The organism is Stutzerimonas decontaminans, from assembly GCF_000661915.1.
GTDB classification, from domain to species: domain Bacteria; phylum Pseudomonadota; class Gammaproteobacteria; order Pseudomonadales; family Pseudomonadaceae; genus Stutzerimonas; species Stutzerimonas decontaminans.
Genome location: NZ_CP007509.1, coordinates 4,519,703 through 4,532,640 on the forward strand (window position 1 = coordinate 4,519,703; position 12,938 = coordinate 4,532,640).

Here is a 12,938-nt window from a genome sequence, read left to right on the forward strand (position 1 = left end):
TTGGCGCGTGGAAAACGCTTCGCGGTTTTCCACGCTGCGATCGGCCAGGCGTAGGGTGGATAACGCCGCAGGCTTATCCACGCGAAAGTGAGCGCGCATATCAGACCGGCAGCAGCACCAGAATCAGCGACAAGGTGATCAGCGAGCCCAACGTCGAGAGCAACACCACGCGCGAGACCCGCGAGCCTTCGCGGCCGTAGAACTCGGCAAGCATGTACGGGCCGGTACCAGTGGGCAGCGCGCTGAGCAGCAGTGCCGAATAGGCCCACAGCGTTGGCAGCTCGAATACCTGAAAAGCCAGATACCAGGTGATCAGCGGCTGCACCACCAGCTTCAGCCCCACCAGCGGCCAGACCCCCTGCACCTTGCCTCCCGGCTGCGGCTGGGCGAGGAACAGCCCCAGCGAAACCAGCGCACAAGGCGCCGCGGCCGCACCCAGCAGCTTGAGCAGCGTCGCCAGCGGCACCGGCAATTGCAGGCCACTCGCCGCCCAGAGCGCCCCGAGCAGCGGCGCGATCACCAGCGGATTGCGCGCCAGCGCACCACTGACCTTACCCAGCGTGCGCAACACGCCCTGCCCGGCATGCAGTCCGGTCTCGACGCAGGCCAGGGCGATGGCAAACAGCACGCAGACCACCACGATCGAGGCGACCATCGCCGGCTGTAGCGCCTCGTCGCCGAGCACCAGCATGCACAGCGGAATCCCGACATAGCCGGTGTTGGCGTAGGAGGCACCTAGCGCATCCAGGCTGGCGTCGACCAGCGGCTGCTTTTGCAGCATGCGATACGCAAGGGTGAAGGCGAACACGCCGAGGCAGCCGATGGCAAACGCCGCGATGAAGCCGGGCTGCCAGAGCTGCTCCCAGGTCGAGGTGGCAACGACGCTGAACAGCAGCGCCGGCAGTCCCAGCCAGACCACGAAACGGTTGAGTTCGGAGGCGCCGGTCGGCCCCATCCTGCCGCTACGGCGGCACAGGTAACCGAGCAGGATCAGCGCAAAGACGGGCAGGACGACATTGACGACCGAAGACATGGACTCTCATCTGCAAACTGGCGGCGCGGCACGAGGCCTGGACCAAAACGGCCGGCCACCATAGCAAATGCGGCGGATCGTCGCGCACAGAGTCGACCAGGCTGTGCTCGTCCGACCCGGACTTCAGCTCAGTGAAGCGACGGCGAATAACCGTTAGGCTCAGCCCGCGCGGCGGCGAACTCGGCTTCGACGCTGCCACGAACCTGCGCAGTGCCACCGGGGAAACCGCTGCGGTCGCTGTAGTCCCACTCCACTGCCGGAACCCGCTCCTCATCCAGTGCCTTGGCGCAGCTCAGGTCCAGCGCGGTAATGCCGGCCACCGCGCCGGCGGCAATAGCCGCATTCGCCGGCTCGCGGCCGTGTTCGATGCTCCAGCCGAGACCGGCCAGGTCCAACGCATCGCCGCCAATACGGCCGTAGATCCAGGGCTTCGGATCATCCGCCAGCAGAATGCCGACCCCGGTGGCGATCTCGCGCAGCCCGCAGGCGCGGACCAGCCCGTCGCTGCCAGGCATGCCGATGAAACGCGCAACCTGCCGCGGCGCCACCAGCTGGACGACGCCCAGGCCGATGCTGAACCAGCCCAGCCCACGCGCCAGCGAGCGCGCGGAATGATTGGGCCGGGTGACTTGACGTGGAATGCTCATAAAGTCTCCTCGCTCGATAACGTGATTCGGCCGATCCCTACTTTAGGGATCGGCGACCGGTTCATGGCTTGAGGACCACCTTGATGCAGCCGTCATGCTTGTCGCGGAAGGTCTTGTACATCTCCGGACCCTGCTCGAGGCTGACGCTGTGGGTAATGACGAAGCTCGGATCGATCTCGCCTTCTTTGATGCGCCGCAACAGGTCGTCGGTCCAGCGATTGACGTGGGTCTGGCCCATGCGGAAGGTCAGGCCCTTGTTCATCGCCGCGCCGAACGGGATCTTGTCGATCAGCCCGCCGTAGACGCCGGGAATCGAGATGATGCCGGCCGGACGGCAGACGTAGATCATCTCGCGCAGCACGTGCGGGCGGTCGCTCTCGAGCATCAGCGCCTGCTTGGCGCGGTCGTACATCGAATCGATTGAGCGCGCCGCATGCGCTTCCATGCCCACCGAGTCGATGCACTTCTCCGGGCCCTTGCCGCGGGTCAGTTCCTTGAGCCGCTCGAGTACGCTCTCTTCTTCGAAGTTGATGGTGATGGCGCCGCCAGCGCGGGCCATCGACAGCCGCTCGGGCACGTTGTCGATGCAGATGACCTGCTCGGCGCCCATCATCACCGCGCTACGGATGGCGAACTGGCCAACCGGCCCTGCGCCCCATATCGCCACCGTGTCGGTGGGCTGGATGTCGCATTGCGCCGCGGCCTGCCAGCCGGTGGGCAGGATGTCGCCGAGGAACAGCACCTGCTCGTCGGTCAGCCCATTGGGAATCACCACCGGCCCGACATCGGCGTAGGGCACGCGCACGTATTCAGCCTGACCACCGGCATAACCGCCGGTGAGGTGGGTGTAGCCATAGAGGCCGGCTGTGGTGTGGCCGAAGACCTTGTCGGCGATGTCCTTGTTGCGGTTGGTGCGCTCGCACACCGAGAAATTGCCGCGCCGACACTGGTCGCACTCGCCGCAGACGATGGTGAAGGGCACCACCACGCGGTCGCCAACCTTGAGCTTCTTGTTCGCCGAGCCGACCTCCATCACCTCGCCCATGAACTCGTGGCCCATGATGTCGCCGTGCTGCATGCCGGGCATGAAGCCGTCGTACAGGTGCAGGTCGGAGCCGCAGATGGCGCAGGACGACACCTTGATGATGGCGTCGCGCGGGTCTTCGATGGAGGGATCGGGGACGTGGTTGTCGCAGCGGATGTCGTGCTTGCCGTGCCAGCGGAGGGCTCTCATGGACAATCTCCTGGTCGGGTTTCGGAAACGCCGTCTCGGTGATTCTCCTTTGCTGCCTCGCTGTAGCTCCTCTGTGGCCGGTGCGGCGTGCTGTCAGGGATTTAGTAAGCAGCGCCGCAGCAGAGTTGCCCGTTTACCGACGGGCTGCACTAATGCCGATTGCGACCCAGCGAGGCGTAGCCGTCGCGATAGCTGGGAAACCTGGGTTTCCAGCCCAGCGCTCGGGCGCGCGCATTGCTGCAGCGCTTGCTACCGGCGCGGCGGGTCATGCTCTGCTCGGCCCATTGGGTGACCCCCAGCAGTTCCCGCAGCCAGTCGACTACCTCGTGTAGCGGTGCTGGATCGTCATCCACACCGAGATAGCAATCATCCAGCGCAGCACCACTGGCGTCGGCCTGCAGCAGGAACGCCAGCAGCCCGGCGGCATCGTCACGATGGATGCGATTGCTGTACTGCGGCGGATCACGCTCGACGCGCAAGCCGGCACGCACCTGGTTCTGCAGCCAGGGCCGCGACGGGTCGTAGAGGCCACCCATGCGCACGCAGGTGGCCGGTACGCCACTGCCGAGAACGAGCCGTTCGGCCTCGAGCATCACCTGTCCGGTGAAACCGCCGGGCTCGGTGGGCGAGGCTTCGTCGATCCATTCACCGTCGCGCTGGGCATACACCCCGGTGCTGGAGACGAACAGCACACGCCGTGGCTGCTGACCGCGCTGCTGCAGCCAGCCGAGCACATTGCGCAGCCCCTCGACATAGGCCTGGCGGTAGCCGGCCTCGTCATGTTCGGTGGCGGAGGCAGCGTAGACCAGATAGTCCAGCCCGCCATTGGGCCAGCTGCGCGGGCAGGCGGGGTCGGCGAGGTCTCCCTTGATCGGCAGGATCGGCACCGGCAGCTCGGCGGCGTTACGCCGCACGCCGTACACCGTCCAGCCGGCACGGCTCATTTGCAGGCCGAGACGACTGCCAAGGTCGCCGCAACCTGCGATCAATACGCTAAGGCGCTTGCCCATGTTCTGCTCCCTCAGTTGCACCCGCTAAGCGGGCCGTATGCAATGGAGTGTACCGACTTTCGTGCCACGGCCGACTGGTTGGTTCTGGGCTGCGCAAAAGGCTATGCTTGCAGGCACTTTGATGGATGCTGACTATGACTCTGACCGAACTGCGCTATATCGTCACGCTTGCCCAGGAACAGCACTTCGGCCGCGCCGCTGAACGCTGCCATGTCAGCCAACCGACCCTCTCGGTCGGCGTGAAAAAGCTCGAGGACGAGCTCGGCGTACTGATCTTCGAACGCACCAAGAGCGCGGTGCGCCTGACCCCGGTCGGTGAAGGCATCGTCACCCAGGCGCAGAAGGTGCTGGAGCAGGCGCAGAGCATCCGCGAGCTGGCCCAGGTCGGCAAGAATCAGCTGGCCGCACCGCTCAAGGTCGGCGCCATCTACACCGTCGGCCCGTACATGTTCCCGCACCTGATTCCGCAGCTGCATCGCGTGGCGCCGGACATGCCGCTTTACATCGAAGAGAACTTCACCCACATCCTGCGCGACAAGCTGCGCACCGGCGAGCTGGACGCGATCATCGTCGCGCTGCCGTTCCAGGAAGCTGACGTGCTGACCAAGCCGCTCTACGACGAGCCCTTCTACGTGCTGATGCCGGCCGACCATCCGTGGACGGCCAAGGAAACCATCGACGCCGAGATGCTCAACGACAAGAGCCTGCTGCTGCTCGGTGAAGGCCACTGCTTCCGCGATCAGGTGCTCGAAGCCTGTCCGACCACCCGCAAGGGCGAGGCGCCGAGCCACACCACGGTGGAATCCAGCTCGCTGGAAACCATCCGCCACATGGTCGCCTCGGGGCTGGGCGTGTCGATCCTGCCGCTATCGGCGGTGGAGAGCCATCACTACTCGCCCGGCGTGCTGGAAATCCGCCCGCTGACGCCGCCGGTACCGTTCCGTACCGTGGCCATCGCCTGGCGCGCCAGCTTCCCACGGCCAAAGGCCATCGAAATCCTCGCCGACTCGATTCGCCTGTGCTCGGTAGGCAAACCGACGGCGGCGAAATCCTGAGGCCATGAGCGAACTGGCGGCCGTTCCGGTCACCGCACTCAAGGGCGTCGGCGCCGCCCTGGCCGAGAAGCTCGCCAGGGTCGGCCTGGAAACCCTGCAGGACGTGCTCTTCCACCTTCCGCTGCGCTACCAGGACCGCACCCGTGTGGTGCCGATCGGCGCACTGCGACCGGGACAGGATGCGGTGATCGAAGGCGTGGTATCCGGCGCCGATATCGTCATGGGTCGCCGCCGTAGTCTGCTGGTACGCCTGCAGGATGGCAGCGGCACCCTCAGCCTGCGCTTCTATCACTTCAGCCAGGCGCAGAAGGAAGCCATGAAGCGCGGCACCCAGCTGCGCTGCTATGGCGAGGCACGCCCCGGCGCCTCGGGGCTGGAGATCTACCACCCGGAATACCGCGCGCTGACCGGCGAGCCGGCACCGGTCGAGCAGACCCTGACGCCGATCTACCCGACCACCGAAGGCCTGACCCAGCAGCGCCTGCGCAACCTCAGTGAACAGGCGTTAAGCCGTCTCGGGCCGCACAGCCTGCCGGACTGGTTGCCCGCCGAACTGGCCCGTGATTATCGGCTCGGCCCGCTGGATCAGGCGTTGCGCTACCTGCACCGCCCACCGGCCGATGCCAATCTGGAAGAACTCGCCGAAGGCCGCCACTGGGCCCAGCATCGCCTGGCCTTCGAGGAACTGCTGACCCATCAGCTGTCGCTGCAGCGCCTGCGCGAGCGGGTGCGCGCCCAGCAGGCACCGGCGCTGCCAGCAGCGAAAGCCTTGCCGCAGCGCTTTCTCGCCAACCTCGGCTTCGCCCCGACCGGCGCGCAGCAGCGCGTAGGCGCCGAGATCGCCTACGACCTGGCTCAGGACGAGCCCATGCTGCGCCTGGTGCAGGGTGACGTGGGCGCCGGCAAGACGGTGGTCGCCGCCCTCGCCGCGTTGCAGGCGCTGGAAGCCGGCTATCAGGTGGCGCTGATGGCACCGACCGAGATTCTCGCCGAGCAGCACTTCCTCAACTTCAGCAAGTGGCTCGAACCGCTCGGCATCGAGGTCGCCTGGCTGGCCGGCAAGCTCAAGGGCAAGGCGCGCGCCGCATCGCTAGAGCAGATCGCCGGCGGCTGCCCGATGGTGGTCGGCACCCACGCGCTGTTTCAGGACGAAGTGGTGTTCAAGCGCCTGGCGCTGGTGATCATCGACGAGCAGCACCGCTTCGGCGTGCAGCAGCGTCTGGCGCTACGGCAGAAGGGCATCGACGGTCGACTCTGCCCGCATCAGCTGATCATGACCGCCACGCCGATCCCGCGCACCCTGGCGATGAGCGCCTACGCCGATCTCGACACCTCGATCCTCGACGAACTGCCGCCGGGGCGCACCCCGGTGAACACCCTGGTGATCGCCGACAGCCGCCGCCTGGAAGTGATCGAACGGGTACGCATCGCCTGCAACGAGGGGCGCCAGGCCTACTGGGTGTGCACGCTGATCGAAGAGTCCGAAGAGCTGACCTGCCAAGCCGCGGAAACCACCTTCGAAGACCTCTCGGCGGCGCTGGTCGGGCTGCGCGTCGGGCTGATCCACGGGCGCATGAAACCGGCCGAGAAAGCCGCGGTGATGGAGCAGTTCAAGCGCGGCGAGCTGCAGCTCTTGGTCGCCACCACCGTCATCGAGGTGGGCGTCGACGTGCCCAATGCCAGCCTGATGATCATCGAAAACCCGGAACGTCTGGGCCTTGCGCAGCTGCACCAGCTGCGCGGGCGGGTCGGCCGCGGCAGTGCGGCAAGTCATTGCGTGCTGCTGTACCATCCGCCACTGTCGCAACTGGGCCGTGAACGGCTGGCGATCATGCGCGAAACCTGCGACGGCTTCCTGATTGCTGAAAAGGACCTGGAACTGCGCGGCCCCGGCGAGATGCTCGGCACCCGCCAAACCGGCCTCCTACAGTTCAAGGTTGCCGATCTGATGCGCGATGCCGAGCTGCTCCCGGCGGTGCGCGATGCCGCCCAGGAGTTGCTGGCACGCTGGCCGCAACACGTCAGCCCACTACTCGAACGTTGGCTGCGTCACGGCCAGGAATACGGCCAGGTGTGACAACCATCCGTCGCCGCAACGTCCGCGTCCGACGGCTTCGCTATACTCCGGCAGGTCACCACAACGGGTCCGCATATGAATTCTGCTGTCGACACCGAAAGCTACTCCGAACTGCCCCTGCTGATCACCAAGCTGTTGAAAGACCTCGGTGTGAGTTACCAAATTCAGCGCGATCGCCCCAATCTTCCCGCCGCCCAGCGGGTTCAGGCAGTACTGCTGGACGACAGCATCGGCGCCATGCTGGTGCTTTTCCCGCAGGATCATCTGCTCGACCTGCCGCGACTGGCCGAACTCACCGGCCGCGAGCTGGCGGCGGTGAAGCCGGAACGGCTGGCGCGCATGCTCGCCAAGCACGAGCTGACCCGCCTGCCTGGCCTGCCGCCGTTGACCAGTTCACCCTGCCTGTACGAGGAGCAGCTGCTGCAGCAACCGCGCCTGCTGGTGGAGTCCGGTCAGCCGGGCCTGCTGGTCGAGGTTGTCGGTAGCGAATTCAAGCGCATGCTGAGCAAAGCCACGGCGGGCAGCTTCGCCGTGCCGCTGAGCACTATCCGGCCCAATCTCGACCGCCCGAACGACGACCGTGCAGAAATCACCCAGGCGGTGCAGAGTTTCACCGCGCGGCGCATCCAGAAGCGCCTGGAAGAAACCATCGAGATTCCGCCGCTGCCGCACACCGCACAGAAGATCATCAAGCTGCGGGTCAACCCCGACGCCACCGTCGACGACATCACCGGCGTAGTGGAAACCGACCCGGCGCTGGCGGCGCAGGTGATCAGCTGGGCGGCCTCGCCCTACTACGCCGCGCCTGGGCGTATCCGCTCGGTGGAAGACGCCATCGTCCGCGTGCTCGGTTTCGACCTGGTGATCAACCTCGCCCTCGGCCTGGCGCTGGGCAAGACCATCAGCCTGCCCGACGACAAGCCGCAGGACGCCACCCCTTACTGGCAGCAGGCGATCTATACCGCGGCGGTGATCGAGGGGCTGACCCGCGCCATCCCGCGCGAGCAGCGTCCGGAGCCCGGCTTGAGCTACCTCGCCGGGCTGCTGCACAGCTTCGGCTACCTGGTGCTGGCGCACGTCTTTCCGCCGCATTTCTCGCTGATCTGTCGGCATCTGGAAGCCAACCCGCACCTGTCGCACAGCCACGTCGAACAGCATCTGCTGGGCATCACCCGTGAGCAGATCGGCGCCTGGCTGATGCGTCTGTGGGGCATGCCCGAGGAACTGGCCGCCGCCCTGCGCTTCCAGAACGACCCGGGCTACGACGGCGAGGATGCGGCCTATCCAAACCTGGTCTGCCTGGCGGTGCGCATGCTGCGCAACCGCGGTATCGGCAGCGGGCCGGATGCCGAAGTGCCGCAGGAGCTGTTCGATCGCCTGGGTATTACCCGCGAAAAAGCCAACGACGCGGTGAACAAGGTGCTTGCCGCCGAAGCTGCGCTACGTGCGCTGGCGATGCAGTTCAATACCCCACACTGACGGCCGATGCCATCGGGTCTGCGCCAAAGGCTGCAGGCCCGGCGGCAGATCCGGATTCAGGCACCGTCAAGTACTGGCGCGAAAGCTCACCCGCGCATTCACCAACCCCTCTCCGGCGCGCTCCAGGCTGACTTCCGTAACGCTCACCCCCTGGCCCTGCAGCGTGTCGAACCAGCGCAGCAGCAGCGCATAGGAAGCGCCCGGCAGGCTGACCTGCAGACTGCCGTCGCTACCGTTGTCGAAACTCTCGATCAGCAGATTGCCCTGCTGCGCGCTTTCGGTGATCACGCCCTGCAGCTGCTCCGGCGCCAATTCGACCTGATTGCTGCGCTCCATCTGCCGCGCCAGTTCGGTGTTCTGCTCCATATAGGCGTGCAGCTCGCGCTGCGCCTGGTAGTACTCGCGAGCATCGGCGGCCTGGCGCTGGGCCGGCAGCCACAGCCAGAGGTAGAACAGCACCGCGAGCAGAAAGGCGCCAAGCAGGCTCAGCGAGGTGCGCTCGCGTGGGGCCAGCCGTTGCCAGCGCTGCCACAGTGGAGAATCGGCGAGGCGCACGGCCAGTTGTTGCTTGAGATTCATCATCAGCCTCCGATCACCACGCGCGCACTGACGCCGTCGCCTTCACGACTGGCCGAGCCCAGCTGCACGCTCTGCCCCGCTTCACCCAGACGCCGGCGCAGGGTTTCCAGCGTGGCAAAGTCCATCGCCTGTACCTGCAGCGCCAGATCACCGCGATCCTGGTTGTAGTCGAGCTGGCCGATGGTCACCGGAATGCCATCTTCCAGCGCTGCGGCGGCATGGTCGAGCAGACGCAGGAAGCCCGCCTGACCACCGCTGCCGCGGGCCAGGTGATCATCGAACTGCGCGCGCATGTTGACGATGCGGATGTCCTCGGGAAACAGCTCGCGATAGAGCGCCAGACTGGCCTCGGCGTAGGCATCGCCCTGACGCTGGAAATACCAGGCCTGACTCAGGTTGAAGCCCAGCTGCACCAGCAGGATCAGGCCGGCTACGGCGAACAACGGTTTCCAGTAGCCGAGGCCGGTGTTGCCGACTTCCACGGCGAAGTCGCCCTGCGCGAGGTTGATCGCTGCCGCGCGCTGCGCACCGAGAAACGCATAGGGGTCGTCCACCTGCCGATAGTCGTCGAGCGCCAGCGGCGGCTCGCTTTCGCTGCCCTGGGCATGCCAGGGCGCCGGGCAGAAGGCGGAAAGCTGTGGCCAGTCCTCGCTGGCGAAAGCGAGTCGTGTCTCACCGATGCCGCCGAGCAGCCCACGCTCACCGATGAACAACAGCTGCGTGTCCTCGCGCGGCAGCAGATCGGCGTCGACATGAATCGCCACGATCAGCAGCCCCAGCTCGCGCAGCTGCTCCAGCCAATCGGCCAGCAGCTGGCGACGAATCGCCACGACGCGCTGGCGGCCATCCGGCAGCGTTTCGCCCAGGGCCAGATGCAGATCATCGACGTTTTCGGCGAGCAGCTCCTCGGCGGCGTAGGCCAGCGCCTGCTGCATCCAGCGCGCCTTGCGGGTCGGGAGAGTGACGGCGAAAAAGCTGCAGACTTCGGCCGGCAGAATCAGGCTGATCGCGCCACTGCCACCGCTGCAGTCGGCCAGGGGCTGCCAGCGGCCAGGGCCGTCCTTGGGCAGCCAATAGACACGCGTATCGCCATCGAGCCTGGCAGGGCTGTCGGCGGGCAGAAACAGGCAATCCATGATCTAGCGTTCTCCATCGGATGAGCGAGCCAACCGGGCAGGCTGGCCAAGATTTCGCGCGAGCACGCGCACGCTGCCGTCCTGCTCGCGTTGCAACAGGCTGACCAGCGCCAACCGGCGGTCGCCCAGGCGCACTTCGCTGGTGGCCTGGAAGAATTGACTGCCAACCGCCAGCGCAGTGCCCTGCAGCGTAGTCCCGGCCAGCGCCGGTTGCGCGAGGAACGCCGCGCTGTTGCGAAACGGCGCGGCGCGGCGCAATTCCACCAGCGACTCGGCCGCACCGAGGCTGAGATTGTCGCTCAGGCTGGACAGCACCATCGCGCTCGCCGTATTCACGTTCAGCGGCACGTTGGGCGGCAACGCAGCGACATAGGGCGCCAGCCGCTGGAAGTCCTCCTCGCGCATGTCCAGCAGCAGGCGCAGCTCGGACAGGTCATGCAACCGGCGCCCGGCATTGCGGTACGGCGGGTCGAGCGCGAGATAGGCATTGTCTTCGGCACCGAATTCGCCGCTCGCCTGCTGGTCAGGGTCGAGCCAGTCGAGCAGGCGCTCGGCATACGGCGCGCTGATCTGCAGGCGCAGCAAGAGGCGGCGAAACTGCTCGACTGCTGCAGTATTGGGCTGCTGGTCGCGGAGCAGGTCGTTGAGATTGAAGCGCCCGGCCAGATCCTCGATGCGCACCAGAATCTCGCCCTGATCGATCTCGAATGCCGGCAACGGCTGCGCCCAGGGTTCGAGCAGATGATCGACCGCCGCGGCCTCACCATTGGCGCCCGTCTCGCCAGTCGCGCCGGTCCGCAGATCGCGAGCGAGGATGGCCTGCGCCAGCGCCTCGCCGCCCAGCGCGTAATGCCAGGCCTGGCGCGCCTGCAGCTGGTTGCTGCTGGCACGGATGCTGAGCTGCTGGCGCGCCACCATCGCCGCGCTGACCACGGTGACGATGGCCACCACCAGCAGCACGGTGATCAGGGCAACGCCGCGCTGGCGCCTCATTGCGGCAGCTCCCCTTCGAACGGCTCGGGCACGCCCTCGGCACCCGGCAATGCCTGCTGCGTCGCCTGCTCGGCAGCATCCGGCAGCCGCAGCACGCGCGTAACCCGACCGTAGCGGGCATGTTCGATACTCAGCTCCAGCCCGACCGGCAAGCGCTCGGCAGCGTCTTCCGGGCTGCCGCGGCCGAAATCGAATGGCGGCCACTCCTCGTGCCACACGGCCTCCTCGTCCAGATAGCGCAACTGCAGGCCCTGCACGTTCTCCAGCACCCGCTGCACGCGTGGCTCACTGTCGAGGTCGCGGTCGAGCACCACCCAGTAGACGCGCTCGAGGTTGTCGCCAGCCAGGCGCCAGCGCACCCGCTGCAGATTGGCGCGGCGCAGTCCGGTGGGGTTGCGCCAGCCGGCGCGGGTCAGCTCCAGCACCGGCGCGCCATCCTCACCGCCCAGTTGGCCGATAAAGGCGTTGCGCTCGTCACCGAAGCCGTCGCGAATCGGCCGCCCGATCACCTGTTGCAGGTCGCGCTCGAAGGCCCACACCGCACGGCTCAGCTCGCGCAACTGCAGCTCCTGGGCGCGCACGGCCTCATCGCTCTGCAGCACCGCCTCGAGCATGCGGTAAGTGCCGAGGCCAAGCAGCGCGAACAGGGCGATGGCAATCAGCAGTTCGAGCAGGGTGAAGCCGGCGCAGTCGCGCGGGCGAACGTTCATTGGCGCGCCACTCCCGGGCCGACCGCAATGAAGCCGGTGAGGCTGGTCACCGCTCGCTCAGACACCGAACCGCTGCGTCCGCGCGGCGTCTGCAGCGCGACCCAGACGGTTACGCGCAGCAGGCCAGGGTCGGCGCTGGCCTCGATTTCACTGAGCGTTTGCCACTTGCGGCTGCCGTAATCCAGCTCCTGGGTTTCGCGGCCGATGGCAGGCGGGGTCTGCTGCAACTGCAGTTCGCTGATGCGGTTGTCGGCGATCCAGCCCGCCAGGGTCAGTTCTTCCAAACGCACTGCGTTAGTCAGACTTCGTCCGGCAGCGGTAAGCACCACCGCCGACACGCTGGCGAAGATCGCCAGTGCCACCAGCACTTCCAGCAGAGTGAAACCGCGGCCGGCCCTGGCCGAGCGTCTGCTCATCGCCTGTCCTCGATGACTTTCGCCTCAGGCAAACGAAAGCCGTCGCTGGCGATCAGCCAGGCACCGCCGCGCGGCTTGCGTTCGGACAGCCGCAGGCTGAACGGCGATAGCTCGCCGCTGGAAAGGATCAGCAGTTGCGGTTCCAGTCGCGGTGCCCGCCGTGCCGTGCGCTCATCATCGCGGGACAGCCCGGCGCGGTCGTCCTCGCGCTGGGTCGGCGCCACCAGTTCCAGCGGCGTGCCGTCCAGTTCCAGATCCAGGCGCATCCACTCCGGCACCTTGTGCACCTTGCGTCGCTCGACTTCCAGCCAGCGTGTGGCCGCCTCGTCGTAGCGCAGTACGCGATAGCCCTCGCTGTTGACCAGCAGGCCGTACTCCCGGCTGTCGAGCACCGCCTCGTCGCTGAGCACGCCGATCAGCGCGGCCAGGCGGCGCGCCTCGTCACGCAGCTCGCGCGAGGTGCTCGAACCGCCGACACTGAGCACCGCCACGCTGACCAGAATGCCCAGCAGGACGATCACCACCAGCAGTTCGATCAGCGTGAAGGCGCGGGCGCGCTGCCGCATCGA

13 protein-coding genes are annotated in these 12,938 nt (G+C 66.7%); 3 read left to right on the forward strand and 10 right to left on the reverse strand.

The window, feature by feature from the left end:
* Window positions 1-100: 100 nt before the first annotated feature.
* From UIB01_RS20865 to UIB01_RS20880, 4 genes are all read right to left on the reverse strand, one after another.
* A complete protein-coding gene (locus UIB01_RS20865; protein WP_038664808.1) occupies window positions 101-1,033 on the reverse strand; it encodes an AEC family transporter in 933 nt (310 codons plus the stop codon).
* A 128-nt stretch (window positions 1,034-1,161) separates the two neighbouring features.
* Window positions 1,162-1,680 carry a hypothetical protein gene (locus tag UIB01_RS20870; RefSeq protein ID WP_038664811.1) on the reverse strand — a complete coding sequence of 173 codons (519 nt, stop codon included), beginning with the start codon at window positions 1,678-1,680 and terminating at the stop codon, window positions 1,162-1,164.
* Window positions 1,681-1,741: 61 nt separating this feature from the next.
* Window positions 1,742-2,914 carry a zinc-dependent alcohol dehydrogenase gene (locus UIB01_RS20875; protein WP_038664813.1) on the reverse strand — a complete coding sequence of 391 codons (1,173 nt, stop codon included), beginning with the start codon at window positions 2,912-2,914 and terminating at the stop codon, window positions 1,742-1,744.
* Window positions 2,915-3,063: 149 nt separating this feature from the next.
* Window positions 3,064-3,924 carry an SDR family oxidoreductase gene (locus tag UIB01_RS20880; protein ID WP_038664816.1) on the reverse strand — a complete coding sequence of 287 codons (861 nt, stop codon included), beginning with the start codon at window positions 3,922-3,924 and terminating at the stop codon, window positions 3,064-3,066.
* Window positions 3,925-4,058: 134 nt separating this feature from the next.
* Here UIB01_RS20880 and UIB01_RS20885 point away from each other — a divergent pair, with 134 nt between their 5' ends.
* The 3 genes from UIB01_RS20885 to UIB01_RS20895 all read left to right on the forward strand — a co-directional run bounded on the left by UIB01_RS20885 (window position 4,059) and on the right by UIB01_RS20895 (window position 8,535).
* Window positions 4,059-4,979, forward strand: a complete 921-nt coding sequence (locus UIB01_RS20885; RefSeq protein WP_015278820.1) for a hydrogen peroxide-inducible genes activator — start codon at window positions 4,059-4,061, stop codon at window positions 4,977-4,979.
* A 4-nt stretch (window positions 4,980-4,983) separates the two neighbouring features.
* Window positions 4,984-7,056, forward strand: a complete 2,073-nt coding sequence (gene recG, locus UIB01_RS20890; protein ID WP_038664819.1) for an ATP-dependent DNA helicase RecG — start codon at window positions 4,984-4,986, stop codon at window positions 7,054-7,056.
* Between the two features lie 75 nt (window positions 7,057-7,131).
* The gene (locus UIB01_RS20895) at window positions 7,132-8,535 is read left to right on the forward strand and encodes an aminoacyl-tRNA deacylase and HDOD domain-containing protein (RefSeq protein WP_038664823.1); all 1,404 of its coding nucleotides are present in this window, start codon (window positions 7,132-7,134) and stop codon (window positions 8,533-8,535) included.
* A gap of 66 nt (window positions 8,536-8,601) precedes the next feature.
* Here UIB01_RS20895 and UIB01_RS20900 read toward each other — a convergent pair whose 3' ends face one another.
* The 6 genes from UIB01_RS20900 to gspH are packed head-to-tail and all read right to left on the reverse strand — an operon-like array spanning window position 8,602 to window position 12,935.
* Entirely contained in the window at window positions 8,602-9,117 is a 516-nt protein-coding gene (locus tag UIB01_RS20900; RefSeq protein WP_038664826.1) for a type II secretion system protein M, read from the reverse strand.
* Window positions 9,117-10,250, reverse strand: coding sequence for a type II secretion system protein GspL (gene gspL, locus UIB01_RS20905; protein WP_038664829.1), 1,134 nt, complete (start codon window positions 10,248-10,250; stop codon window positions 9,117-9,119). Before gspL ends, UIB01_RS20900 begins: the two co-directional genes overlap by 1 nt.
* A 3-nt stretch (window positions 10,251-10,253) precedes the next feature.
* A complete protein-coding gene (gene gspK, locus UIB01_RS20910; protein WP_038664831.1) occupies window positions 10,254-11,243 on the reverse strand; it encodes a type II secretion system minor pseudopilin GspK in 990 nt (329 codons plus the stop codon).
* A complete protein-coding gene (gspJ, locus tag UIB01_RS20915) occupies window positions 11,240-11,953 on the reverse strand; it encodes a type II secretion system minor pseudopilin GspJ (protein ID WP_038664834.1) in 714 nt (237 codons plus the stop codon). Before gspJ ends, gspK begins: the two co-directional genes overlap by 4 nt.
* The gene (gspI, locus tag UIB01_RS20920; RefSeq protein WP_038664837.1) at window positions 11,950-12,369 is read right to left on the reverse strand and encodes a type II secretion system minor pseudopilin GspI; all 420 of its coding nucleotides are present in this window, start codon (window positions 12,367-12,369) and stop codon (window positions 11,950-11,952) included. Before gspI ends, gspJ begins: the two co-directional genes overlap by 4 nt.
* Entirely contained in the window at window positions 12,366-12,935 is a 570-nt protein-coding gene (gspH, locus tag UIB01_RS20925; protein ID WP_038664840.1) for a type II secretion system minor pseudopilin GspH, read from the reverse strand. Before gspH ends, gspI begins: the two co-directional genes overlap by 4 nt.
* Window positions 12,936-12,938: the final 3 nt, after the last annotated feature.

Excerpts from the sequence above, each read along its gene's own strand:
- UIB01_RS20865 (WP_038664808.1), bottom strand. The coding sequence starts at position 1,033 with ATGTCTTCGGTCGTCAATGTCGTCCTGCCCGTCTTTGCGCTGATCCTG.
- UIB01_RS20870 (WP_038664811.1), bottom strand. The coding sequence starts at position 1,680 with ATGAGCATTCCACGTCAAGTCACCCGGCCCAATCATTCCGCGCGCTCG.
- UIB01_RS20875 (WP_038664813.1), bottom strand. The coding sequence starts at position 2,914 with ATGAGAGCCCTCCGCTGGCACGGCAAGCACGACATCCGCTGCGACAAC.
- UIB01_RS20880 (WP_038664816.1), bottom strand. The coding sequence starts at position 3,924 with ATGGGCAAGCGCCTTAGCGTATTGATCGCAGGTTGCGGCGACCTTGGC.
- UIB01_RS20885 (WP_015278820.1), top strand. The coding sequence starts at position 4,059 with ATGACTCTGACCGAACTGCGCTATATCGTCACGCTTGCCCAGGAACAG.
- recG (WP_038664819.1), top strand. The coding sequence starts at position 4,984 with ATGAGCGAACTGGCGGCCGTTCCGGTCACCGCACTCAAGGGCGTCGGC.
- UIB01_RS20895 (WP_038664823.1), top strand. The coding sequence starts at position 7,132 with ATGAATTCTGCTGTCGACACCGAAAGCTACTCCGAACTGCCCCTGCTG.
- UIB01_RS20900 (WP_038664826.1), bottom strand. The coding sequence starts at position 9,117 with ATGATGAATCTCAAGCAACAACTGGCCGTGCGCCTCGCCGATTCTCCA.
- gspL (WP_038664829.1), bottom strand. The coding sequence starts at position 10,250 with ATGGATTGCCTGTTTCTGCCCGCCGACAGCCCTGCCAGGCTCGATGGC.
- gspK (WP_038664831.1), bottom strand. The coding sequence starts at position 11,243 with ATGAGGCGCCAGCGCGGCGTTGCCCTGATCACCGTGCTGCTGGTGGTG.
- gspJ (WP_038664834.1), bottom strand. The coding sequence starts at position 11,953 with ATGAACGTTCGCCCGCGCGACTGCGCCGGCTTCACCCTGCTCGAACTG.
- gspI (WP_038664837.1), bottom strand. The coding sequence starts at position 12,369 with ATGAGCAGACGCTCGGCCAGGGCCGGCCGCGGTTTCACTCTGCTGGAA.
- gspH (WP_038664840.1), bottom strand. The coding sequence starts at position 12,935 with ATGCGGCAGCGCGCCCGCGCCTTCACGCTGATCGAACTGCTGGTGGTG.